Below are 20,977 nucleotides of genomic sequence, written 5' to 3'. Positions count from 1 at the left end.
GCTAGGAGATACAGGTGCCGGTGGGGACGCGCTCGGAGTTGCCGACCTTGGCCATTTGACGCGACACCTCGTCGGCGGTCAGCACGAACCCCGTGTCGGCGTCGTCCACGGCGGCACCGAACACCACCCCGAGCACATTGCCGTCGCGGTCGATCATCGGGCCACCCGAGTTGCCTTGGCGCACAGTGCCTCTGATGGTGTACACCTCACGCTCCACCGTGCTGGTGCGGTAGATGTCGGGTCCGCTGAGCTCGATGATCTCCCGGACCCTGGCCGGTGTGGCGACGAAGTCCCCACCGCCGGGATACCCCATCACGACGGCGTCGGTTCCCGTCGACGCGGCGGTCCCGGCGAATTCCAGCGGCTGCGACGCGAGGTCCGGCACGTCGAGGATCGAGATGTCGGCCTCGGGGTCGTAGGACACCACGTAGGCCTCATAGGTCTGGCCGTCGGCTTCGATGGTGACGCTGTCGGAGCCTGCCACCACGTGTGCGTTCGACATCACCCGGTTGGGGCCCACCACAAACCCGCTGCCCTCTAACACCTTCTGGCAGCCCGGGGCGACGCCGCGGATCTTCACGACGCTGGGCCGGGTGGCGGCCACCACCGGGTCGACGGCCAGGGAGGCGTCGGGTGCGTCGACGGCGACAATCGGGGTGCGCCCGAACGGCTGCAGCACATCCGGTAGACCGGAGGTGTCCAGCAGCGCCGACAGCCGGTTCGGCACGGAGCGCAACCAGGTCGGCGCGAGGTCGTTGACCTCCTTGAGCACCTGGCTACCGCGCACCGCGGCGGCCAGGTTGGGCTGATCCGACGACTGCAGCGGATAGGTCAGCATCCACGCGGCCACCAGCACCGCGACGATCTGCAGCGCCACCCCGACCAGGGAGTCGATGGCCCGCAGCCCCCTGTTGCGGATGGCGCCGCGCACCGCGCGGCCCAGCACCACGCCGGCGATCTCACCGACGACCACCAGGGCGAGGATCAGGAACAAGGTGACGAACAGCTTGGTGCGGGGACCGTCGATGCTGGCGACCACGTGCGGGGCCAGCAGCACGCCGGCCACAGCGCCGAGCACCACGCCGAGAAACGACAGCAGCGAACCCAGCGCGCCGGAGCGCCATCCCGAAAGCCCGGCGATGAAGGCGACGGCGAGAACAACGAGGTCGAGCCACTGCGACGAAGTCATGGTTGTGCTTCACCGTAACCGGCGTCGTGCCCGACGAGCGCCATTGCCTCGTCGAGTTCGCGGACGTCCTCGGTGTTCCACGGCTGCGCCCACCCCGCGACATCAAGCATCGCCGAGATCACCTGGCCGGTGAATCCCCATACCAGCATCTCGTGCAGCAGGAACGCCGGACCGGCGAATCGACGGGTGTTCTCCTTGCGGTACACCATGATTCGGTTCTTCGGGTTGATGAACGCCCGGAGCGGAACCCGCGCGACGATCGCGGTTTCGGCTTCGTCGACGACGGCGACCGGGCCGGGGTCCGGAGAGTAGGCCAGCACGGGCACGACGTGAAAACCCGACGGCGGAATGAACAACCGTTCCAGCGTGGCCACCGGGTGCAGTCGTCCGGTGTCGATACCGGTCTCCTCGTTGGCCTCGCGCAACGCGGTGTGGACCGGGGTGAAGTCGCCGGGGTCGGCGGCCCCGCCGGGAAACGCGGCCTGACCGGCGTGATGCCGCAGCGTCGTAGCGCGCACGGTGACCAGCAGGTCGACGTCCTCGGGCGCGCCGTCGGCGCCCGCCTGCGGGGACCCCGAGAACAGCACCAACACCGCGGCGTCCCGGCCGGCGCCGGGAATCGCGCCGGCCGTCATCGCCATGGCCAGCATTTCGGGGGGCACCCGGCGGCGATATGCCCGCTTGACCTGGTCGGTGTTGTCCAGCAGGGGCTTCAGCCACGGCGGCGCCGCGTGCGGGGTCAGCGGGCTTTCTTCGCTGACCCAACTCACCCCGGAACTCCTATCGACGGGTTGACCGCCGCGGCGATCTCGTCGGCGTTGTCAAACGAGCGCGGCAGGACGTCGGCAACGCTACCGTCCGCGCGAAGGACCACGGTTGCGGGCATGACGTTCGGTACCCGCAACGCGGCGGCGATCAACCGGCGCCCGTCCTGCAGGGTGGGCAGGCGCACGCCCAGTTCGGCCAGCCGCAACAGGGCCGCCGTCTCGTTCTCGTCCTGGTGCACGGTCAGCACGGTGACCTGCGGCCCGACCCGGCGCTGGTACTCGGCCATCGCGGGCAGTTCGGCCGCGCACGGTGCGCACCAGTAGGCCCACAGGTTGAGCACCACCGTCCGGTCGGCCAGCGCCTCGGCGACGTCGACCATCGCGCCGTTCCCGGCGCACTCCAGGGTGATGCCGCGCAGGGCTTCGGGCCCCTCGCCGACCCCCGGCGTCGGGCACGGCGGCAGGTCGGCCTGCGCTCGGGGTCCGGCCAGGGCTTCCGGAGTGTCGGCGTCGCGGCGGTCGCGGGCGGTCCCCGGCTCTCCCGAGCCGGTGCCGGCGTCGCCGTCGTCGCCCAGTTCAGCCCACAGCGCAATCCCCAGCGCGACGAGGACGACCAGTACCGCGACGGTCCAGCGGGTCGAGCTGCGCATGTCTTCTCACCCGGGCGGGCTACAGCCCGGCCAGCGCCAGCAGGTGCTCGGTTTCAGGCCCCTTGACCAGGAGCGCAGCGACCAGGGGGTCGGTCGGCCCGAGGCCGTATGAGGGGCAGTCGTCGGCCAGCACACAGACCCCGCAGGCCGGTTTACGCGCATGGCAGACGCGACGGCCATGGAAGATGACGCGGTGGCTCAGATCGGTCCACTCCTTGCGCGGGATCAGTTCGCCGACCGCGTGCTCGATCTTGACCGGGTCTTCCTCGTCGGTCCACCGCCACCGCCGCACCAACCTGCTGAAATGGGTGTCGACGGTGATGCCGGGGATCCCGAACGCGTTGCCGAGGATGACGTTGGCGGTCTTGCGGCCGATCCCGGGCAGCGTGACGAGTTCCTCCATGGTGGACGGCACCTGACCGTCGAACCGCTCCTCGAGTTCCTGGCCCAACCGGATCAGCGCGCTGGCCTTGTTGCGGAAGAAGCCGGTGGGCCGGATGAGTTCCTCGAGTTCGGCGCGGTCGGCCTGCGCGTAGTCGCGGGCGGTGCGGTAGCGCTTGAACAACGCGGGGGTAGTGAGGTTGACACGCTTGTCGGTGCTCTGCGCGGAGAGGATCGTCGCGACCGTGAGCTCGAGCGGGTTGGTGAAGTCCAGTTCGCAGTAGACATGTGGAAATGCTTGCGCAAGTTTCCGATTCATTCGCCGTGCCCGACGGACGAGGCCGATGCGGGTTTCGCGGTCCCAGTTCTTTCGAGCGCGTTTGGCCGCGGCCGGCTTGTCCGTTGATGTCTCGCCCACCGTCACGGAAGCCAGCCTACTGACGACGTCAGACATCGCCGACCAACGCTACGGCGGACCGGTGACAATTCGTGATCCCGCTGAGACCTTGGCCGTGTTTACTTCAGCCTTGTGTCGTGGTTGCTGGTCGGATTGATTCCGGGGTTGCTGATGTTGGCGACGTTGGGCCTCGATCGGCTGGAGGCCGGCCTCGGTCGCGGCACGGTGTCGGCCAGCGACGTGGCCGCTTTCCTGGCGCACGCCGAGGCGGCCGACGTCGACACGCTGGCCCGCGACGGGATGGGCACCGCGCTGGACCGAGCGCGGCAACACCGGCACTCCCACGATTCGACGAGCAACGGGCTGACCAGCAACGGAGCCACATCGGATTTGCCAACGCGGTATTACGGTCACCGGGGCGCCAATCCGGGTTTTCAGCCGACTCGACATGCCAATCGTGTGTAGCGTGGGCTGGTCGCGAATTGGGATACCTCTAGACTGATTTTGCTAGCCGGGCTAGAGGTCGGCTTGCGCATGTCATATCACCCAACAGGCTAAGAGGGGCAACGTGGACGAGATCCTGGCGAGGGCCGGAATCTTCCAGGGGGTCGAACCCAGCGCCGTGGCGGCGCTGACCAAGCAACTGCAGCCCGTCGACTTCCCCCGCGGGCACACCGTGTTCGCCGAAGGGGAGCCAGGCGACCGGTTGTACATCATCGTGTCCGGAAAGATCAAGATCGGGCGACGATCGCCGGACGGCCGCGAGAATCTGCTCACCATCATGGGCCCGTCGGACATGTTCGGCGAGCTGTCGATCTTCGACCCCGGCCCGCGGACGTCGAGCGCCACCACGATCACCGAGGTGCGCGCGGTCACGATGGACCGCGACGCGCTGCGGTCGTGGATCGCCGATCGCCCCGAGATCGCCGAGCAGCTGCTGCGGGTGCTGGCCCGCCGGCTGCGCCGCACCAACAACGCCCTGGCCGATCTGATCTTCACCGACGTGCCCGGCCGCGTGGCCAAGCAGCTGCTTCAGCTGGCGCAGCGGTTCGGCACCCAGGAGGGCGGGGCGCTGCGCGTGACGCACGACCTGACGCAGGAGGAGATCGCGCAGCTCGTCGGGGCTTCGCGGGAGACCGTCAACAAGGCGCTCGCCGACTTCGCGCACCGCGGCTGGATCCGGTTGGAGGGCAAGAGCGTGCTGATCTCGGACTCCGAGCGTCTGGCCCGCCGCGCCCGCTAGTCTTTCCGCCTTTTCCTTCGCCGAGATCGACGAAATGGCGGGATTCACTCGCACTTTCCCGCCCGTTCGTCCCTTTGGGCGAGAATTTGTGTGCCCCCTTACGCCCGTAGGTAGTCCAGCTGGGCCTGGACGGACCATTCGGCGACGTCCCAGAGCTCTTTGTCGACGTCGGTGTACACGTGCTCGACGATCTGGCGCGTGCTGGCGTCGTCGCCGAGGTCCCGTAACGCGGCGCGCACCTGCTCCAGCCGTTCCTCGCGGTGCGCCAAGTACATGTCGCTGACGGCTTCCAGATCCGCGAGTTCGGGACCGTGCCCGGGCAGCACCGCGCGCCGGCCCAGCCCGCGCAGCCGCCGCAACGACTCCAGGTAGTCCTGCAAGCTGCCGTTTTCCTTGTCGATCACCGTCGTGCCGCGGCCCAGTACCGTGTCGGCGGTCAGCACCGCATCGTCGAGGACGAACGACACCGAGTCCGCGGTGTGGCCCGGGGTGGCCATCACGGTGATCCGCAGGCCCGCGGCCTCGATGACCTCCCCGTCGGCGAGCGGTCCGCCCAGCCCTCGCAGGAACCCGCTGCCCATCGAGCGCACCACCGCGCCGGTGTGCTCGACGATCCTGTCGATGGCGCCGGTGTGGTCCTCGTGGCGGTGGCTGATCAGAATCAACGGGATCTTGCCGAGCTCGGCGAGCCGGGCGACGTGCTCGTCGTCGTCATCGGGCCCCGGGTCGACGAGCACCAACTCGTCGCTGCCCGAACCGCGCAGCACCCAGGTGTTGGTGCCTTCGAGCGTCATCTTCCCCGGGTTGTCGCACAGCAGCACCGACGCGGTATCGGTCACCGGCCGCAGACGCCCGTAGGCGGGATGCTCGAGGGTCACCGCTCGCTCACACCACCTCGGCGATGATCTCGACTTCCACCGGCGCGTCCAGCGGCAACGCCGACACCCCGACCGCCGACCGGGCGTGCGCGCCCGCGTCGCCGAAGACCTCACCGAACAGCTCCGAGGCGCCGTTGACCACCCCGGGCTGGCCGTAGAACCCCGGCGCCGACGCGACGAACCCGACCACCTTGACCACCCGGGCGACCGAGTCGATGCCGGTCAGAGAGTGCACCGCGGCCAGCGCGTTGAGCGCGCACACCCGCGCCAGCGCCTTGCCCTCGTCGGGGCTGACCTCGGCGCCCACCTTGCCGGTCTGCAGCAGCGCGCCGTCCTTCATCGGCAGCTGACCGGCGGTGTAGACCAGGTTGCCGGTGCGCACCGCGGGCACATAGGCCGCGAGCGGCGGCACCAGCTCGGGCAGTTCGATGCCCAGCTCGGCCAACCTGGCAGCCGGGGTCTGATGTCGCCGGCCCTCCGGCGCCGGCGTCATTTCGGTCGTTTCAGATAGGCGACGTGCTGCTCGCCGGTGGGCCCCGGCAGCACCGACACCAGTTCCCAGCCGTCCTCGCCCCATTGGTCGAGGATCTGCTTGGTCGCGTGCGTGAGCAACGGGACGGTGGAGTACTCCCAGCGGGTCGGTTCGGTCATGTCCCGAGCTTATCCGGCGGTCAAATGAGGCTGCGGCCGTCATGAGCCCGCAAACCACTTCGTTAGCATGCACAGGTGGCTTCCACTATCAATGGCGGACATTCCATCGGCTGGCCGTCTCGCCTCACCAAGGCGCGCCTGCACTTCGTCACCGGCAAGGGCGGCACCGGCAAGTCGACGATCGCCGCCGCCCTGGCACTGGCACTGGCGGCGGGTGGCCGCAAGGTGCTGCTGGTGGAAGTTGAAGGGCGACAAGGGATTGCACAGCTTTTCGACGTTCCGCCGCTGCCCTATCAAGAGGTGAAGATCGCGACAGCCGAGGGCGGCGGTCAGGTCAACGCGCTGGCGATCGACACCGAGGCGGCGTTCCTCGAATACCTCGACATGTTCTACAACCTCGGCCTGGCCGGGCGCGCGATGCGCAGGATCGGTGCGGTCGAGTTCGCGACGACGATCGCACCCGGATTGCGCGACGTGCTGCTCACCGGGAAGATCCGCGAGATCGTGACGCGCGCCGAAAAGGGCAAGCAACCGGTGTACGACGCCGTGGTCGTTGACTCGCCCCCGACCGGGCGCATAGCCCGGTTCCTCGACGTCACCAAGGCCGTCTCCGATCTGGCGAAGGGCGGGCCGGTGCACGGTCAGGCCGAAAGCGTCGTCAAGGTGCTGCATTCCGATCTCACCGCGATTCATCTCGTGACGTTGCTGGAGGCGCTGCCGATCCAGGAGACGCTGGAAGCCATCGAAGAGCTCAGAGCCCTCGATCTGCCGATCGGCAGCGTCATCGTCAACCGCAACATCCCGGCCTACCTGTCGCCGGAGGATTTGGCCAAGGCCGCCGAGGGCGACATCGACGCCGACGAGGTGCGGTCCACTCTGGACGAGGTGGGAATCACGTTGTCCGACAAAGATTTCGCCGGCCTGCTCACCGAAACGATCCAGCACGCCACCAGGATCAAGGCGCGCGCCGAGAGTGCCGAGCAACTCGACGCGCTCGACGTGGCACGCCTCGCACTGCCGCAGATCCCCGACGGCGTGGACCTGGGCAGCCTCTACGAGCTCGCCGAAGCGCTTGCGCAGCAGGGCGTCCGGTAAGCCCATCAGACCATTGAGGAGACGTAGATGAGCACCACCCCGCCCGCCCTCGACATGCGCTCGATCCTCGAGGACACGTCCAACCGGGTCGTGGTGTGCTGCGGCGCAGGCGGTGTCGGCAAGACGACGACGGCGGCCGCGATGGCGCTGCGGGCGGCCGAATACGGCCGCACGGTGGTGGTGTTGACCATCGACCCCGCCCGGCGTCTCGCCCAGGCGCTCGGCATCGCCGATCTCGGCAACTCACCCCAGCGCGTTCCGCTGGCTCCCGAGGTGTCCGGCGAGTTGCACGCGATGATGCTCGACATGCGCCGCACCTTCGACGAGATGGTGATCCAGTACTCCGGCCCCGATCGGGCCGACGCGATTCTGGACAACCAGTTCTATCAGACCGTCGCGACCTCGCTGGCCGGCACACAGGAGTACATGGCGATGGAGAAGCTGGGGCAGCTTCTCGCGCAAGACAAATGGGATCTCGTCGTGGTGGACACTCCGCCGTCGCGCAACGCCTTGGACTTTCTCGACGCACCGAAACGGTTGGGCAGCTTCATGGACAGCCGACTGTGGCGGCTGCTGCTGGCGCCGGGCCGAGGCTTCGGACGCCTTGTGACCGGCGCCGTCGGACTGGCGATGAAGGCCCTGTCGACTGTGTTGGGCTCTCAAATGCTCGCCGACGCAGCCGATTTCGTTCAATCGCTGGACGCAACCTTCGGCGGGTTCCGGGAGAAGGCCGACCGCACCTACGAGCTGCTCAAGCGTCGCGGCACCCAGTTCGTCGTGGTGTCGGCGCCCGAGCCCGACGCGCTGCGCGAGGCCTCGTTCTTCGTCGACCGGCTCACCGAGGAGCACATGCCGCTGGCCGGGCTGATCCTCAACCGCACCCACCCGACCTTGTGCGACCTGCACGCGGAGAAGGCGGAGGAGGCCGCCGAGGAACTCGAGAAGAAGGACCCGAATTCGTTGACCGCGGCTGTGCTCAGGATCCACGCCGACCGCGCGATGACGGCGAAACGTGAGGTCCGGCTCCTGTCGCGGTTCACCGGAGCGAACCCGCACGTGCCGATCGTCGGCGTGCCGTCGCTGCCGTTCGACGTGTCGGATCTGGAGGCGCTGCGCGCGATCGCCGATCAGATCACCGGCGAGGCGTCGTCAGCCGCGTAGCAGGCCTAGCCGGCGCTGCGGTGCTTGCGCTGGGCGGCGAAGAAATCGGCCCAGGAAACGACCTCGGGGTGCTGCTTGAGCAGGGCGCGCCGCTGGCGTTCGGTCATGCCGCCCCACACGCCGAACTCGACGCGGTTGTCGAGGGCGTCGGCGCCACATTCCAAGATCACCGGGCAGTGCCGACAGATCACCGCGGCTTTACGCTGCGCGGCCCCGCGTACGAACAGTTCGTCGGGATCGGTTTGACGGCATCGAGCCTGAGACACCCAAGCGATACGAGCTTCGGCTTCGGCGCCGTGGACAACAGTGTGGGCGGACGAAGTCGTGCTTGTCCTGCGAGCCGCGGGCCTAGTTGCTGACACCCGAGAAATCCCTTCTTTCCCTGCCGCCCTGCCATCGCCGTGGCGGCCATGTCGTCCGGTGTAGAGCGCGATTGCGATCTACGCCACAGTGGGGGGGTCTTATGTGACCTGCATCGCACTGTTAGCTCAACTTAGGTGGTCAGAGGGTTTCGCGCAATGGGTAGTTCCCCACCTTTTTTGGGACGACCGTGCAGTCACCGCGCAAAATTGACGGAGACGAGGATATGTGTGCTGCTCGGACGTTTTTTTTGCCGGCCGATCGCCGCTGCCCGTTTTGCGGCCCGAGCCGCGTAGTTACTCTGTAGCCATGCCAGAGAGCCAGCCACCGCGGCCGCCGACGTCGGTCACGGTCATCAAGCTCGCCTGGTGTTGCCTGCTGGCCAGCGTGCTGGCGGCCGCGTTGATGTTTCCCGTGGTCGGCGGCTTCGGGCTGATCTCGAACCGGGCCTCCGACGTGGTCGCCAACGGGTCCGCGCAACTGGTCGAGGGCGAGGTCCCGCAGGTCTCGACGATGGTCGACGCGCAGGGCAACGTGATCGCGTGGCTGTACTCGCAGCGCCGGTTCGAGGTGCCCAGCGAAGACATCGCCAACACCATGAAGCTGGCGATCGTGTCCATCGAGGACAAGCGGTTTGCTGAGCACAACGGCGTGGACTGGCAGGGCACGCTGACGGGTCTCTCCGGCTATCTCTCCGGAAACCTCGACACCCGCGGCGGCTCCACCATCGAGCAGCAGTACGTCAAGAACTACCAGTTGCTGGTGATCGCGCAGACCGAGGCCGAACGGCGCGCCGCCGTCGAGACCACCCCGGCGCGCAAGCTGCGCGAGATCCGGATGGCGCTGACCCTCGACAAGACGTTCACCAAGCCCGAGATCCTGACCCGCTACCTGAACCTGGTGTCGTTCGGCAACGGCGCGTTCGGTGTCCAGGACGCGGCGCAGACCTACTTCGGCGTCGACGCCTCCGAACTCAACTGGGAGCAGGCGGCGCTGCTGGCCGGGCTGGTGCAGTCCACCAGCACGCTGAACCCATACACCAACCCCGACGGCGCGCTGGCCCGCCGCAACGTCGTGCTCGACACGATGATCGAGAACCTGCCCGATGAGGCCGCGGCGTTGCGCGCCGCCAAGGAGAAGCCCCTCGGCATCCTCCCCCAGCCCAAGGAACTGCCGCGCGGCTGCATCGCCGCCGGTGATCGCGCGTTTTTCTGCGACTACGCGCTCGAGTACCTGGCGCGCGCCGGCATCAGCAAGGAGCAGGTCGCCAAGGGCGGGTACCTGATCAAGACCACCCTGGATCCCGACGTGCAGGCGTCGGTGAAGTCGGCGGTCAACCAGTTCGCCGACGCCGAGCGCGACGGTGTCGCCAGCGTGATGAGCGTGATCCGGCCGGGCAAGGAGTCCCATCCGGTGCTGGCGATGGCCAGCAGCCGCACGTACGGTCTGAACTCCGATGCCGAAGAGACCATGCAGCCGCAGCCGTTCGCACTGGTGGGCGACGGTGCCGGGTCGATCTTCAAGGTCTTCACGGTCGCGGCCGCGATGGAGATGGGCATGGGGATCAACGCGCAACTGGACGCGCCGGCCCGGTTCCAGGCCAAAGGGCTCGGCAGCGGCGGCGCCAGGGGCTGCCCGCCTGCGACATGGTGTGTGGAGAACGCGGGCAACTACCGCGGCAGCATGAACGTGACGGACGCGCTGGCGACCTCCCCGAACACCGCGTTCGCCAAGCTGATCTCGCAGATCGGGGTGCCCCGCGCGGTCGACATGGCGGTCAAGCTGGGGCTGCGGTCCTACGCGTTGCCCGGCACCGCCCGTGACTACGACCCCGAAAGCAACGAGAGCCTGGCCGACTTCGTCAAACGCCAGAACATCGGCTCGTTCACGCTGGGGCCCATCGAGGTCAATCCGCTCGAGTTGGCCAACGTCGCCGCGACCCTGGCCTCGGGCGGGATGTGGTGCCCGCCCAACCCGATCGCCGAGGTCATCGACCGCCACGGCGAGCAGGTGTCGGTGACGACGGAGACGTGTGAACAGGTCGTGCCCGACGGGCTGGCCAACACGCTGGCGAACGCGTTGAGCAAGGACGACAAGGGAGCCGGCACCGCCGCGGGTGCCGCGGGCTCGGTGGGCTGGGATCTGCCGATGTCGGGTAAGACCGGCACCACCGAGGCGCACCGCTCGTCGGGCTTCCTCGGGTTCACCAACCAGCTGGCCGGTGCCAGTTACATCTACGACGACTCGGCGTCGCCGGGATCGCTGTGTTCGTTCCCGCTGCGCAAGTGCGGCGGTAACGGCAACCTGTACGGCGGCAACGAGCCCGCCCGCACCTGGTTCGCGGCGATGAAGCCGATCGCGACCGCCTTCGGGGAGGTCAATCTGCCGCCGACCGATCCGCGTTTCGTCGACGGCGCGCCCGGTTCGAGGGTGCCCAGCGTGGCCGGCCTGAGCCAGGACACCGCTCGGCAGCGGCTGCGCGACGCGGGTTTCCAGGTCGCCAACGACGCGACGCCGGTGAACAGTTCGTCGTCGTACGGCACGGTGGTCGGTACGTCGCCGTCCGGGCAGACGGTCCCAGGCTCGATCATCACGCTACAGATCTCCAACGGCATCCCTCCGGCCCCGCCACCGGCGCCGGAGGCTCCGCCGGGCGTTCCGGGGCTGCCGGTGCCCGTCGGTGAGACCGTCGTGCAGATTCCTGGCCTGCCGCCGATCACCGTTCCCGTGCTCGGGCCGCCGCCGCCCCCGGCGCCGGCGCCGCCGCCGGGCTGATTCGCACTATGGGTTTCCCACGCCGACCTTTGGAAAGCGGTAACCGTTGGCGAATGGCAGTAGGCTCACTGACATGCCTGCTCGTTCACCCCGTTCGACGACTCGGTCGTCGCCGTCGACCCTGAAAAGCGCCGCCGCGGTCAGCGCGGGTGCGCTGGCAGCCGGCATCGCATACGGCTCGATCATCGAGCGCAACGCCTTCGTGCTGCGCGAGGTCACCATGCCGGTGTTGTCGCCGGGGACGTCGCCGCTGAGGGTGCTGCACATCAGCGATATCCATATGCGGCCGGGCCAGCGGCGCAAGCAGGCGTGGCTGCGCGAACTGGTGGCGCTGGAACCCGACCTGGTGGTGAACACCGGCGACAACCTCGCCCACCCGAAGGCCGTGCCCGCCGTGGTGCAGTCGTTGACCGAATTGCTGGCAGTGCCCGGGGTGTTCATCTTCGGCAGCAACGACTACTTCGGCCCACGCCCGAAGAACCCGCTGAACTACCTGGCCAACCCCGGCCACCGCGTGCACGGCGAACCGCTGCCGTGGCAGGACCTGCGGGCGGCGTTCACCGAGCGCGGCTGGCTGGACCTGACACACAACCGCCGCGAGTTCACCGTGAACGGGCTGCGGATCGCGGCCGCCGGCGTCGACGACCCGCACCTGTCCCGGGACCGCTACGACACCATCGCGGGCCCGGCGCCTGCCGCGGCTGATCTGAAGCTGGGGCTGACGCATTCGCCCGAGCCCCGCGTGCTCGACCGCTTCGCCGCCGACGGTTACCAGCTGGTGATGGCCGGCCACACCCACGGCGGACAGCTGTGCCTGCCGTTCTACGGAGCGCTGGTCACCAACTGCGGCCTGGACCGCTCGCGGGCCAAGGGACCGTCGCGGTGGGGCGCGCACATGCAGCTGCACGTGTCGGCGGGCATCGGCACGTCACCGTATTCGCCGCTGCGGTTCTGCTGCCGCCCGGAGGCCACGTTGTTGACGCTGGTGCCCGCGCCGACGGGTGGGCGCGACGTCGGCAGCCGGGTGGGCCAGTCCCATCCGAGCGTGTCCGTGCGGTAAGCCTTGCGGAGCGCCGTCGCCACCCGGGACCATTCGCGCGAGTGGGTCAACAATGCCGTCCGCCTCATCGAGGCCGATGCCCGGCGCAGCGCCGACACCCACCTGCTGCGCTACCCGTTGCCGTCGTCCTGGGCGGATCGCTGCGACCTGCAGTTGTACCTCAAGGACGAATCCACCCACATCACCGGAAGCCTCAAGCACCGGCTGGCGCGGTCGTTGTTCCTGTACGGGCTGTGCAACGGCTGGATCCACGAGAACACCACGGTCATCGAGGCGTCCTCGGGGTCGACGGCGGTCTCGGAGGCCTACTTCGCCGCGCTGCTGGGCCTGCCGTTCATCGCGGTGATGCCGAAGTCCACCTCCGCCAGCAAGATCGCACTCATCGAATCACAAGGCGGCCGTTGCCATTTCGTCGCCGAGTCATCCCAGATGTACGAGGAGGCCGAGCGGCTCGCCGCGGAGACCGGCGGTCATTATCTCGACCAGTTCACCAACGCCGAGCGGGCCACCGACTGGCGCGGCAACAACAACATCGCCGAGTCGATCTTCGAGCAGATGCGAGACGAGGCCCATCCGATACCGGACTGGATCGTCGTCGGCGCGGGCACCGGCGGCACCAGCGCGACGATCGGCAGGTTCATCCGTTACCGCCGTCACGCCACCAAGCTGTGCGTGGTGGACCCGGAGTACTCGGCGTTCTACCCGTCGTACGTGGAGGGCCGCGACGTGGTGACCGGGATGTCGTCACGCATCGAAGGGATCGGCAGGCCACGGGTGGAACCCTCGTTTCTGCCCGACGTGGTCGATCGGATGGTCATGGTTCCCGACGCCGCATCGGTGGCCGCGGCGCGCCATGCCAGCGCCGTGCTGGGCCGGCGGGTCGGCCCGTCGACGGGCACGAATCTGTGGGGTGCGTTCGGGCTGCTGGCGGAGATGCTGGCCGAAGGTCGTAGTGGCTCAGTGGTCACGCTGCTGGCCGACAGCGGCGACCGCTACGACGACACCTACTTCTGCGACGAGTGGCTGACCAGCCAGGGGCTGGACTCCTCCGGTGCCGCCGCGGTGCTGTCCGAGTTCGAACGCTCGGGTCGCTTGCGGTGATCGTCGGACCCGTCGAGCAGGGGGCCGTCAGAGGTCAGGAAGAGCCACAGCGCGGCCAGGATGAAGAAACCCACGTAGATGGATGCGCCTAGCACGGTCATCGCACGCCTCGCTTCGTCGTCTTGTGCGTCAGTGTGCATAACGCCACCGACATCGCCATCCATCCCTCGGCGTGTCGCAGCCCACAATCGCCGGTCGCAGGATCCGCCCCGCTCGCGATTTCTGCACCAGGGTCGTGCGCGGGACCATTTCCACAGCCCTGCGGTAGAAATCGCGAGGCGAACGCGGCGCCGGAGCGTTTGGCTTTGCCCCCCGCCGGTGCGATAGGCTGTCGTGGCTTCACGCGGGGTGTGGCGCAGCTTGGTAGCGCGCTTCGTTCGGGACGAAGAGGTCGTGGGTTCAAATCCCGCCACCCCGACTCAGTGAATGCAGGACTTCCTGCGAACTCGATTCGTTTCGCCTTCTGGATAACCACCCACCGCTACTGTCTGCGGCATCTGACTTCGGGACGCTGAAACGGGGAGTAGCCATGGGCAAGGTCGAGGGCAAGGTCGCTTTCATCACGGGGGCCGCGCGTGGCCAGGGCCGCGCGCACGCGGTCCGCCTCGCCGAGGAGGGCGCCGACATCATCGCGGTCGACGTGTGCGCGCAATACGCCACCGTGGCCTACCCGATGTCCACGCCGGAGGACTTGACCGAGACCGTGCAGCAGGTCGAGTCCCTCGGCCGGCGCATCGTGGCCCGCGAGGCCGACGTCAGCGACGTCGCGGCACTCCAGAAGGCCTTCGACGACGGCGTGGCCGAGCTCGGCGGGGTGGACATCGTGGTCGCCAACGCCGGCATCGGCCCGGGCAGCATGGCCTCCGACGACGAGCAGTGGGACGACGTCGTCAACGTCAATCTCAAAGGGGTGTGGAACACGCTGCGGGTCGCCGTGCCGACGCTGCTCGCGCAGGACCGCGGCGGATCGATCATCCTGACCAGCTCGACCGGCGGCCTCATCGGCGCCCCGGTGGTCTCCGGCGGGATGCTCGGGTACACCGCCGCCAAGCACGGCGTCGTCGGCCTGATGCGTGCATACGCCAATTACCTTGCCCCGCACTACATCCGGGTCAACAGCGTGGCGCCGACCACGGTCGCGACGCCGATGTCGAACAACGGCGATCTCAGCCTGCTCAAGCAGTACGAACCCGCCTTCGCCCGCGTGCTGGAGAACGCGATGCCGGTCGACTGCGTCGAGGCGCGCGACGTCGCCAACGCGGTGGCGTGGCTGGCCTCCGACGACGCTCGCTACGTGACCGGCAGCGTCGTGCCCGTCGACGCGGGCATGCTCAACAAACGCTGACGTCCTCGGCCGGCTTCGGCTGCAGTTTGGTCAGCACCACGATGGAGCTCGCCTCGACCACGCCGACAAGCAGCAGCGGCCACACCGCCCCGCCGAGGACGCTGACCCCGAACGTGTGCGGCGCGGCGTCGTCCGCGAACCGCCTACCCGCGACATACAGACCTATCGAGACGACGACCCAGCCACAGAAGTAAAGCGCCAGAAGCACGTCCAGCTCCAACATTGCGATCCCCTCGACCCATGTTGCCTGCCGGCTACCCGCGAGAGCGGACGTCTAAACGGTTTGACCGGCACCGATGCGGGGAATAAGCAAGGCCGTGACCCTGTCTTCTACGTCTTCTACGCCCTCGGCTCTCGTCGAACCCGCTTTGCCCCAGGCCGTCGGGCCGCTGTCCGCCACCATCATCGACCTGCTGCGCCGGGATCGCCCCGCGCTGCACGCCCACCCGATCGATGTTCCGGTGGCCGAGGCCGACCCCTACGGGCTGGACATGCAGCTGGCGCTCTACATCTGCTACGAGCTGCACTATCGCGGGTTCGCGGGGGTCAGCCCCCGCTGGGAGTGGAATCCGTCGTTGCTGCATCTGCGGGGCCGCCTCGAGGAGATCTTCCTCAGCGCGGTGCGCCACGATGTCGGTCCCATCTCCGCCGAGGACACCGCCGCGGCCGAGATGGACAAACTCTCGGTCGAACCCGTCGACGGTGACGGTCCGTCCTACTATCTGCGCGACAAGGGCACCTGGGAGCAGATGCAGGAGTACTTCGTGCATCGCTCGGTGTATCACCTCAAGGAAGCCGATCCGCACGCCTGGGCGATCCCCCGGCTGGCCGGACACGCCAAGGCCGCCTTCGTCGCGGTCGAGTTCGACGAATTCGGCGGCGGCCGTGGCGAACACGTCCACCAGCAGTTGTACGCCGACCTCATGGATGCCGCGGGGCTGGATTCGTCCTACCTCGGCTACCTCGACTCGGTGTCGGCCGATGCGCTGGCCTCGGTCAACCTGATGTCGCTGTTCGGGTTGCACCGGGAGCTTCGCGGGGCCACCATCGGGCACTTCGCGTCGACGGAGATCACCTCCTCGCCCGGTTCGCGCCGGCTGGTGCAGGCCCTTGAACGGATGGGCGCCCCCGAACCGTGCGTGGCGTTCTATCAGGAGCACGTCGTCGCCGATGCCGTTCACGAACAGGTCGTGCGTACCGACGTCGTCGGGGATCTGGTCGCGCGTGAACCGCAGCTGGAACGCGATGTGGTGTTCGGGATCCGGGCCCGCGACGTGGTGGAAGAGCGGCTGGCCAAGCACCTGATGGACTGCTGGACCGACAACCGCTCGTCGCTACGCCGACCGCTTGTCTGACGACTTCTTGGTCGCCTCGGCGCGACGTTTGCACCGATGGCTGGTGTCGCAGAACGGATAATCCTTGCTGCGCTTGCACGCACAGATCGCGACCATGAACCGGTCGGACTCCACGACGCTGCCGTCGGGCAACTCGATTCGCACCGGGCCCTGCACCATCATCGGTCCCGACTGAACGATCCGCACTGTGCGCGGCTGACTGTCGCTCATGGCTTGTCGGCTCGGATCACGACGAGTTCCTCCTCGCGGCGCCCCGGCTCGAGGCGGCCGGTGCGCTCCAGCCATTCGGCCCGTGAGGTCAGCACCGGCCCGAATGGGATCCATTGGTAAGCAACGATTTCCGCGTCCAGCCCGGCGGCGGCCAAGGCGCCCAGCGTCTGTCGCGGGCTCGCGAACTCGGACTGCACCACCAGCAACGAACCACCGTGGGCCAGAAGCGCGGGCACCGCCGCGCACAACGGGTCCAGAACCAGGCGGCCGTCGAACCCCGCATCCCACGCGCGGGCGGGCCCGATGTGCGACGGCAGCGCGTCGTCGAGGCTGGGATCGTGCGGCAGGTACGGGGGGTTGCAGATCACCAGGTCATAGGGCCCGAACTCCACGGCACGCGCCCACGAGCCCAGGTGCACCGCGACGTCGGCGCCTGCGGTCGCAGCGTTGTTGCGTGCGCAGTGCACCGCCTTGGCGCAGATGTCGAACGCGGTGACCTGTGCGGCGTCCTGCTCGTAGGCCGCGATGGCGGCCACGCCGGAACCCGTGCACAGGTCGGCGACCCGGTGGTCCTGCGCCAGACCGGTTTTCTCCATGACATCAATGAGAAGCTGGGAGTCCTCTTGCGGGGCATAGACACCCTCGACTGCGACCGGGCTACTCAGGTCGGTGTAGGCAGTAGTCACATCGGCCTTTCGACAAAGTTCACTGCGGCGTCGCAGCACTAGCCGTGAATTAATGCCCTATATCCCGGCGATTGAAACCCGGTTTTGTTCCAGCGGTACGCGGGCACACCACCACCGTGGGTACTTCTGACATCGCTGCGCTGCCGGTCCGGCTCGGCGCGGCCCTGCGCGGTCGCCGGTTGTTTCACCCCAATGGCGTGCTCGCCGAAGGGCTGCTCGAGCGGATCGCACCCGACGGCGAAGGCCTGCCGATGAGGTCGTGCGACGTGGTCGCCAGGGTGTCGAAGGGTGGCGGGCTGCCGGGACCGTTGCCGGACGTCGCCGGGGTGGCGTGGCGCATGCCGCCTCCGCAGGACCTGCACGGTTGCACGCCGTGGGACGTGCTGCTGGCGTCGACGCTCGGCGGCAGCCGGATGGTGCTCTCGCCGATCGTTCGGTGGCAGGGCGCGACGTTCTCCAGCCTGATGCCGTTGCAATACCGCGGTACCGCATGGTGGGTGCGGGCCAAGCTGGTCACCCCGCTGGAGTCCAGTGGGCTGTCATTGCAAGCGGTGCGTGACCAAATCGATTCAGATGGACTGGTTTTCGACATCGATCAGGCGCCGGGGGCCGGGCAGTTCCAGCCGCTGGCGCGGCTGACGCTTCGCCATCTCGACCCAAGCAGCGACGACGTCGCGTTCGATCCGACGTTGCACAGCGACCCCGACGTCACGCTGCTTCCGCGATGGCTCGGGGAGTTTCGGCGCGCGGCCTATCGGCGCAGTCGTGAGGGTCGCGACACGCAGTGACACCCCGGGTCTTTCAAGGGGTCTTTCAGGCTGTCGGCTCGCCGCCGGATTCCGCGACATCGGGAGCGACCTCGCGGGTTGCCATTCCGCCTTCGTTGCCTTCGTCTTTGGGTCCCGGCCGACCGCCCTTGGGCCCGTCGGCGTTTTCGTCGTCGTAGATTCCTTTTCCGCGCGTCATGGAATCCAACTACCCGCCGCGGGTCTGTTTCAACCGCCTGGCCTCGGGTATGCGCAGCGGACTATGACTCTCGGAAGGTAAGAGGCAAGGAAATGGACGCACTGAAGTTTCTGCGTGAAGACCACAAGAGCGTGCTCGGCATGCTGGAGGTGCTCGACGGGGCGCCGACCGGTGACGGCGCCCAGCGCAGCGGGTTGGCAACCATGGTCACCAACCTGGTGATCGCCGAGTCCCAACACGAGGCGATCGAGGAGCAGTTCTTCTGGCCGGCGGTGCGCGACGCGCTCGAGGACGGCGACGAGCTGGCCGACGAGGCCATCAGCCAGGAGCAGGCCGGCAAGAAACTTCTGCAGCGTCTCGAAGACGGAAACCCCGGTGAGACCGACTATCACGACGCGCTGCAAGAGTTCGTCAAGGTCGGACGGGAGCACATCCGCTACGAGCAGGAGGTGGTGTGGCCGAAGTTCGAGGCCGCGGTGAGCCGGGAGGACCGCGAAAAGATCGGTGACAAATTGGAAGCCGCCAAGAAGGTGGCGCCGACGCGGCCACACCCGGACACACCCGGTAACTCGTTGGTGCAGAAGACGACGGGGATGGGCGCCGCGCTGGTCGACCACGTCCGCGACGCCGCCAGCGGCCGCGAAGCCGACAATCCACCCGACCCCCAGATGAAGTGAGCGCGCGAAAAGGCCGGTGCCGCTGAGCACCGGCCTTTTTCGGACTCGATCAGCTGGTGGCGGTGTGCTGCTCGTGGGTGAACGGCTTTTCGCTCTGCACCGCGGGCTGGCCCTCGGGGCACCGCTGGTCGCCCTTGTTCTCCCGTTTCTTGGTTCCAAGCCACTGCTGCTCCGGCTTTTCGACGTAGTCCCACTTCATGCCCTCGGGCCACGGCCCCTGGCCCTCGTTCCACGGTCCCCGCACGGAGCCCGCGCCGTTGGACATGTTGAACGCCACGTTCTGGAACCGGTCGTCACCGGGCAGCTGCCCGGGCGGGAAGTTCACCGGCAGCTCGTTGAGGGCCGCGGTGAACTGCTGGAAGTGGGCGACCTCCCTGGTCATCAGGAACGTCAGGGTGTCCTGCACGCCCGGATCGTCGGTGAACTGCTTGAGGTACTCGTAGACGATCTTCGCGCGCGACTCGGCCGCCAGGTTGCTGCGCAGATCGACGGTCGGATCGCCGTTGGCGTTGACGAAGGTGCCCTGCCACGGCACGCCCGCGGAGTCCTTGACGTCCGGACCACCCCCGGACAGCGTGAAGAACAACGGATTGACGGCCACGCTGTGGATGATCTCGTCGCGGCCGTCGCGGCTGGCCACCGCGGGCATCCAGTCGCATCGCTCGTTGGCCATCTTGAGGTCGTCGTTGAGGCCGTCGAGCAACATCGTGATCATCGACCCGACCATCTCCAGGTGGCTGAACTCTTCGGTCGCGATGTCCATGAACAGGTCGTACATCTTCGGGTTCTTCTGGCGCAGCACGAATGCCTGCGTGAAGTACTGCATCGCGGCCTTGAGTTCGCCGTTGGCGCCGCCGAACTGTTCCTGAAGCAGGGTGGCGAATCGAGGGTCCGGCTCGCTGACCCGAACCTCGAACTGGAGATCTTTGTTGTGGACGAACATGGGCGCCTCCCGGCTGTTGGACTGTTCAGATCCGGGCCGGATACCCGGGGTGAACTGCCCCAAACTGTTCACGCCGCGGCGGATCGCAGCTTTTCCAGGAGTGGGCCGGCCGCCTCCTTGAGGAACAGATCCTGGTCCTCATCACCGATCTGCACCATCGCGATGTCGGTGAACCCGGCCTCCCAGTACTTGCTCACCGCGTCGACGATCGCGTCGAGATCCGGTCCGCACGGGATCGAGTCGGCGACGTCCTCCGGGCGCACGAACTGCGTCGCACCGTCGAACCCAGCCGTCGTCGGCAGATCGGAGTTGACCGCCCAGCCTCCGGCGAACCACCGGAACTGGTCGTGGGCGCGCCGCACAGCGGCGTCGCGGTCGGGATCCCAGCAGATCGGGATCTGCCCGACGACGCGCACGTCGCCCGGCAGGCCGGTGGCGCGGCGCGCGTCGTGCCAGGCGTCGACGAGGTCCTTGTTCGGCTCGACCGCGATCAGATGGTCGGCCAGCGGCGCGAACGTGTTCACGGACCGTTCGCCGGAGACGGCGGCGGCGATGGCCACCGGGGTGTCGGGCAGGTCCCACAGCCGCGCGGAGTCGACCTCGAAGTGCTCGCCCTTCCAGTCGACGAGTTCCCCGGTGAACAGCTCGCGGATGATCTGAATGGCTTCGCGCAGCATCTCCTGGCGTCGGGTCACCGTCGGCCAGCGTTTGCCGACCACGTGCTCGTTGAGGTTCTCGCCGGTGCCGAGGCCGAGGGTGAACCGCCCGTCGGCGAGGATCTGCAGCGTGGCGGCCTTCTGCGCGACGATGGCCGGGTGGTAGCGCAGGGTGGGGCAGGTGACGTAGGTGAAGAGTTCGATCCGCTCCGTGGCGTGGGCGACGGCACCGAGCACCGACCACGCGTAGGGCGCGTGGCCTTGGGACGACAGCCACGGAAAGTAGTGGTCGGAGCTCACTTCGAAGTCGAAACCGGCGCGTTCTGCCGAAACGGCGTAGTGGACAAGCTCTTTGGGCCCGCTTTGTTCTGTCAACAGGGTGTATCCGAAGCGCGTCATGGCTTCTGGGTACCCGGGCGCCTTCCCGGAAA

Annotated in this window: 25 protein-coding genes and 1 tRNA gene; 12 read left to right on the top strand and 14 right to left on the bottom strand. The window is 67.9% G+C overall.

Annotation, left to right across the window (positions count from 1 at the left end):
* Position 1: 1 nt before the first annotated feature.
* The 4 genes from marP to nth are packed head-to-tail and all read right to left on the bottom strand — an operon-like array spanning position 2 to position 3,411.
* A complete protein-coding gene (marP, locus tag MELE44368_RS07835) occupies positions 2-1,189 on the bottom strand; it encodes an acid resistance serine protease MarP (protein ID WP_128107991.1) in 1,188 nt (395 codons plus the stop codon).
* Positions 1,186-1,959 carry an NUDIX hydrolase gene (locus MELE44368_RS07830; protein ID WP_128107990.1) on the bottom strand — a complete coding sequence of 258 codons (774 nt, stop codon included), beginning with the start codon at positions 1,957-1,959 and terminating at the stop codon, positions 1,186-1,188. The genes marP and MELE44368_RS07830 overlap by 4 nt, the downstream gene beginning before the upstream one ends.
* Positions 1,956-2,606, bottom strand: a complete 651-nt coding sequence (locus MELE44368_RS07825) for a TlpA family protein disulfide reductase (protein WP_128107989.1) — start codon at positions 2,604-2,606, stop codon at positions 1,956-1,958. The genes MELE44368_RS07830 and MELE44368_RS07825 overlap by 4 nt, the downstream gene beginning before the upstream one ends.
* Positions 2,607-2,625: 19 nt before the next feature.
* Positions 2,626-3,411, bottom strand: coding sequence for an endonuclease III (gene nth, locus MELE44368_RS07820; RefSeq protein WP_164890057.1), 786 nt, complete (start codon positions 3,409-3,411; stop codon positions 2,626-2,628).
* Positions 3,412-3,555: 144 nt separating this feature from the next.
* Between nth and MELE44368_RS07815 the strand changes: the two genes are divergently transcribed.
* Positions 3,556-3,849: a hypothetical protein gene (locus tag MELE44368_RS07815; RefSeq protein ID WP_241566524.1), complete on the top strand. Its 294-nt coding sequence runs from the start codon at positions 3,556-3,558 to the stop codon at positions 3,847-3,849.
* A 103-nt stretch (positions 3,850-3,952) separates the two neighbouring features.
* A complete protein-coding gene (gene crp, locus MELE44368_RS07810; RefSeq protein ID WP_128107986.1) occupies positions 3,953-4,627 on the top strand; it encodes a cAMP-activated global transcriptional regulator CRP in 675 nt (224 codons plus the stop codon).
* Positions 4,628-4,725: 98 nt separating this feature from the next.
* On the opposite strand, the gene MELE44368_RS07805 is transcribed toward crp, so the two are convergent.
* Genes MELE44368_RS07805 through MELE44368_RS07795 form a run of 3 tightly spaced genes read right to left on the bottom strand, consistent with a single transcriptional unit; the run spans position 4,726 to position 6,156 of the window.
* Entirely contained in the window at positions 4,726-5,505 is a 780-nt protein-coding gene (locus MELE44368_RS07805) for an MBL fold metallo-hydrolase (RefSeq protein ID WP_128107985.1), read from the bottom strand.
* Between the two features lie 7 nt (positions 5,506-5,512).
* On the bottom strand, positions 5,513-5,998 hold the full coding sequence (locus MELE44368_RS07800; RefSeq protein ID WP_128107984.1) for a RidA family protein: 486 nt from the start codon (positions 5,996-5,998) through the stop codon (positions 5,513-5,515).
* Positions 5,995-6,156: a Sp36 family protein gene (locus MELE44368_RS07795; protein WP_109747120.1), complete on the bottom strand. Its 162-nt coding sequence runs from the start codon at positions 6,154-6,156 to the stop codon at positions 5,995-5,997. Before MELE44368_RS07795 ends, MELE44368_RS07800 begins: the two co-directional genes overlap by 4 nt.
* A gap of 75 nt (positions 6,157-6,231) precedes the next feature.
* On the opposite strand from MELE44368_RS07795, the gene MELE44368_RS07790 reads away from it, so the two are divergent.
* Positions 6,232-7,251, top strand: coding sequence for an ATPase BagA (locus MELE44368_RS07790; RefSeq protein ID WP_128107983.1), 1,020 nt, complete (start codon positions 6,232-6,234; stop codon positions 7,249-7,251).
* A gap of 27 nt (positions 7,252-7,278) precedes the next feature.
* Entirely contained in the window at positions 7,279-8,412 is a 1,134-nt protein-coding gene (locus MELE44368_RS07785; protein WP_128107982.1) for an ATPase BagB, read from the top strand.
* Positions 8,413-8,417: 5 nt separating this feature from the next.
* Here MELE44368_RS07785 and MELE44368_RS07780 read toward each other — a convergent pair whose 3' ends face one another.
* Complete coding sequence (locus MELE44368_RS07780; RefSeq protein WP_046754438.1) at positions 8,418-8,774, bottom strand: WhiB family transcriptional regulator; 357 nt, start codon at positions 8,772-8,774, stop codon at positions 8,418-8,420.
* 307 nt (positions 8,775-9,081) lie between these two features.
* Here MELE44368_RS07780 and ponA2 point away from each other — a divergent pair, with 307 nt between their 5' ends.
* The 5 genes from ponA2 to MELE44368_RS07750 all read left to right on the top strand — a co-directional run bounded on the left by ponA2 (position 9,082) and on the right by MELE44368_RS07750 (position 15,053).
* Complete coding sequence (gene ponA2, locus MELE44368_RS07775; protein WP_128107981.1) at positions 9,082-11,547, top strand: transglycosylase/D,D-transpeptidase PonA2; 2,466 nt, start codon at positions 9,082-9,084, stop codon at positions 11,545-11,547.
* Positions 11,548-11,620: 73 nt separating this feature from the next.
* Entirely contained in the window at positions 11,621-12,607 is a 987-nt protein-coding gene (locus tag MELE44368_RS07770; RefSeq protein WP_128107980.1) for a metallophosphoesterase, read from the top strand.
* Positions 12,608-12,610: 3 nt separating this feature from the next.
* Positions 12,611-13,708, top strand: coding sequence for an L-cysteine desulfhydrase Cds1 (cds1, locus tag MELE44368_RS07765; RefSeq protein ID WP_128107979.1), 1,098 nt, complete (start codon positions 12,611-12,613; stop codon positions 13,706-13,708).
* Positions 13,709-14,052: 344 nt separating this feature from the next.
* Positions 14,053-14,126: transfer RNA gene (locus MELE44368_RS07755), tRNA-Pro, on the top strand.
* A gap of 111 nt (positions 14,127-14,237) precedes the next feature.
* Positions 14,238-15,053: a mycofactocin-coupled SDR family oxidoreductase gene (locus MELE44368_RS07750; protein WP_128107977.1), complete on the top strand. Its 816-nt coding sequence runs from the start codon at positions 14,238-14,240 to the stop codon at positions 15,051-15,053.
* Here MELE44368_RS07750 and MELE44368_RS07745 read toward each other — a convergent pair.
* Positions 15,040-15,276 carry a hypothetical protein gene (locus MELE44368_RS07745; protein WP_128107976.1) on the bottom strand — a complete coding sequence of 79 codons (237 nt, stop codon included), beginning with the start codon at positions 15,274-15,276 and terminating at the stop codon, positions 15,040-15,042. The two genes, MELE44368_RS07750 and MELE44368_RS07745, sit on opposite strands and share 14 nt — an antisense overlap.
* A 73-nt stretch (positions 15,277-15,349) precedes the next feature.
* Here MELE44368_RS07745 and MELE44368_RS07740 point away from each other — a divergent pair, with 73 nt between their 5' ends.
* Complete coding sequence (locus MELE44368_RS07740) at positions 15,350-16,408, top strand: iron-containing redox enzyme family protein (protein ID WP_128107975.1); 1,059 nt, start codon at positions 15,350-15,352, stop codon at positions 16,406-16,408.
* Here MELE44368_RS07740 and MELE44368_RS07735 read toward each other — a convergent pair.
* Both MELE44368_RS07735 and MELE44368_RS07730 read right to left on the bottom strand, forming a co-directional pair.
* Positions 16,388-16,618, bottom strand: a complete 231-nt coding sequence (locus tag MELE44368_RS07735; protein ID WP_128107974.1) for a CDGSH iron-sulfur domain-containing protein — start codon at positions 16,616-16,618, stop codon at positions 16,388-16,390. The two genes, MELE44368_RS07740 and MELE44368_RS07735, sit on opposite strands and share 21 nt — an antisense overlap.
* A complete protein-coding gene (locus MELE44368_RS07730; RefSeq protein ID WP_128107973.1) occupies positions 16,615-17,304 on the bottom strand; it encodes a HemK2/MTQ2 family protein methyltransferase in 690 nt (229 codons plus the stop codon). Before MELE44368_RS07730 ends, MELE44368_RS07735 begins: the two co-directional genes overlap by 4 nt.
* A gap of 116 nt (positions 17,305-17,420) precedes the next feature.
* Between MELE44368_RS07730 and MELE44368_RS07725 the strand changes: the two genes are divergently transcribed.
* The gene (locus MELE44368_RS07725; protein ID WP_128107972.1) at positions 17,421-18,092 is read left to right on the top strand and encodes a phosphodiesterase; all 672 of its coding nucleotides are present in this window, start codon (positions 17,421-17,423) and stop codon (positions 18,090-18,092) included.
* A 25-nt stretch (positions 18,093-18,117) separates the two neighbouring features.
* Here the strand turns inward: MELE44368_RS07725 and MELE44368_RS26575 are convergent, their stop codons facing one another.
* Positions 18,118-18,270, bottom strand: coding sequence for a hypothetical protein (locus MELE44368_RS26575; RefSeq protein WP_164890055.1), 153 nt, complete (start codon positions 18,268-18,270; stop codon positions 18,118-18,120).
* Between the two features lie 92 nt (positions 18,271-18,362).
* On the opposite strand from MELE44368_RS26575, the gene MELE44368_RS07720 reads away from it, so the two are divergent.
* Complete coding sequence (locus tag MELE44368_RS07720) at positions 18,363-18,947, top strand: hemerythrin domain-containing protein (RefSeq protein WP_128107971.1); 585 nt, start codon at positions 18,363-18,365, stop codon at positions 18,945-18,947.
* Between the two features lie 49 nt (positions 18,948-18,996).
* Here the strand turns inward: MELE44368_RS07720 and MELE44368_RS07715 are convergent, their stop codons facing one another.
* Positions 18,997-19,890, bottom strand: a complete 894-nt coding sequence (locus MELE44368_RS07715; protein ID WP_128108074.1) for a manganese catalase family protein — start codon at positions 19,888-19,890, stop codon at positions 18,997-18,999.
* A gap of 68 nt (positions 19,891-19,958) precedes the next feature.
* The gene (locus tag MELE44368_RS07710) at positions 19,959-20,945 is read right to left on the bottom strand and encodes an LLM class F420-dependent oxidoreductase (protein ID WP_128107970.1); all 987 of its coding nucleotides are present in this window, start codon (positions 20,943-20,945) and stop codon (positions 19,959-19,961) included.
* Between the last annotated feature and the right edge of the window lie 32 nt (positions 20,946-20,977).

Origin of the sequence: Mycolicibacterium elephantis DSM 44368, assembly GCF_004014805.1 — a bacterium.
Lineage (GTDB): Bacteria > Actinomycetota > Actinomycetes > Mycobacteriales > Mycobacteriaceae > Mycobacterium > Mycobacterium elephantis.
This window is presented reverse-complemented; position numbering and strand designations above follow the sequence as displayed.

Bases quoted from the DNA above. Each gene is read 5' to 3' on its own strand.
- marP (WP_128107991.1), bottom strand. From the start codon at position 1,189: ATGACTTCGTCGCAGTGGCTCGACCTCGTTGTTCTCGCCGTCGCCTTC.
- MELE44368_RS07825 (WP_128107989.1), bottom strand. From the start codon at position 2,606: ATGCGCAGCTCGACCCGCTGGACCGTCGCGGTACTGGTCGTCCTCGTC.
- MELE44368_RS07815 (WP_241566524.1), top strand. From the start codon at position 3,556: ATGTTGGCGACGTTGGGCCTCGATCGGCTGGAGGCCGGCCTCGGTCGC.
- MELE44368_RS07800 (WP_128107984.1), bottom strand. From the start codon at position 5,998: ATGACGCCGGCGCCGGAGGGCCGGCGACATCAGACCCCGGCTGCCAGG.
- MELE44368_RS07795 (WP_109747120.1), bottom strand. From the start codon at position 6,156: ATGACCGAACCGACCCGCTGGGAGTACTCCACCGTCCCGTTGCTCACG.
- MELE44368_RS07785 (WP_128107982.1), top strand. From the start codon at position 7,279: ATGAGCACCACCCCGCCCGCCCTCGACATGCGCTCGATCCTCGAGGAC.
- ponA2 (WP_128107981.1), top strand. From the start codon at position 9,082: ATGCCAGAGAGCCAGCCACCGCGGCCGCCGACGTCGGTCACGGTCATC.
- MELE44368_RS07770 (WP_128107980.1), top strand. From the start codon at position 11,621: ATGCCTGCTCGTTCACCCCGTTCGACGACTCGGTCGTCGCCGTCGACC.
- MELE44368_RS07750 (WP_128107977.1), top strand. From the start codon at position 14,238: ATGGGCAAGGTCGAGGGCAAGGTCGCTTTCATCACGGGGGCCGCGCGT.
- MELE44368_RS07745 (WP_128107976.1), bottom strand. From the start codon at position 15,276: ATGTTGGAGCTGGACGTGCTTCTGGCGCTTTACTTCTGTGGCTGGGTC.
- MELE44368_RS07740 (WP_128107975.1), top strand. From the start codon at position 15,350: ATGCGGGGAATAAGCAAGGCCGTGACCCTGTCTTCTACGTCTTCTACG.
- MELE44368_RS07735 (WP_128107974.1), bottom strand. From the start codon at position 16,618: ATGAGCGACAGTCAGCCGCGCACAGTGCGGATCGTTCAGTCGGGACCG.
- MELE44368_RS26575 (WP_164890055.1), bottom strand. From the start codon at position 18,270: ATGACGCGCGGAAAAGGAATCTACGACGACGAAAACGCCGACGGGCCC.
- MELE44368_RS07720 (WP_128107971.1), top strand. From the start codon at position 18,363: ATGGACGCACTGAAGTTTCTGCGTGAAGACCACAAGAGCGTGCTCGGC.
- MELE44368_RS07715 (WP_128108074.1), bottom strand. From the start codon at position 19,890: ATGTTCGTCCACAACAAAGATCTCCAGTTCGAGGTTCGGGTCAGCGAG.
- MELE44368_RS07710 (WP_128107970.1), bottom strand. From the start codon at position 20,945: ATGACGCGCTTCGGATACACCCTGTTGACAGAACAAAGCGGGCCCAAA.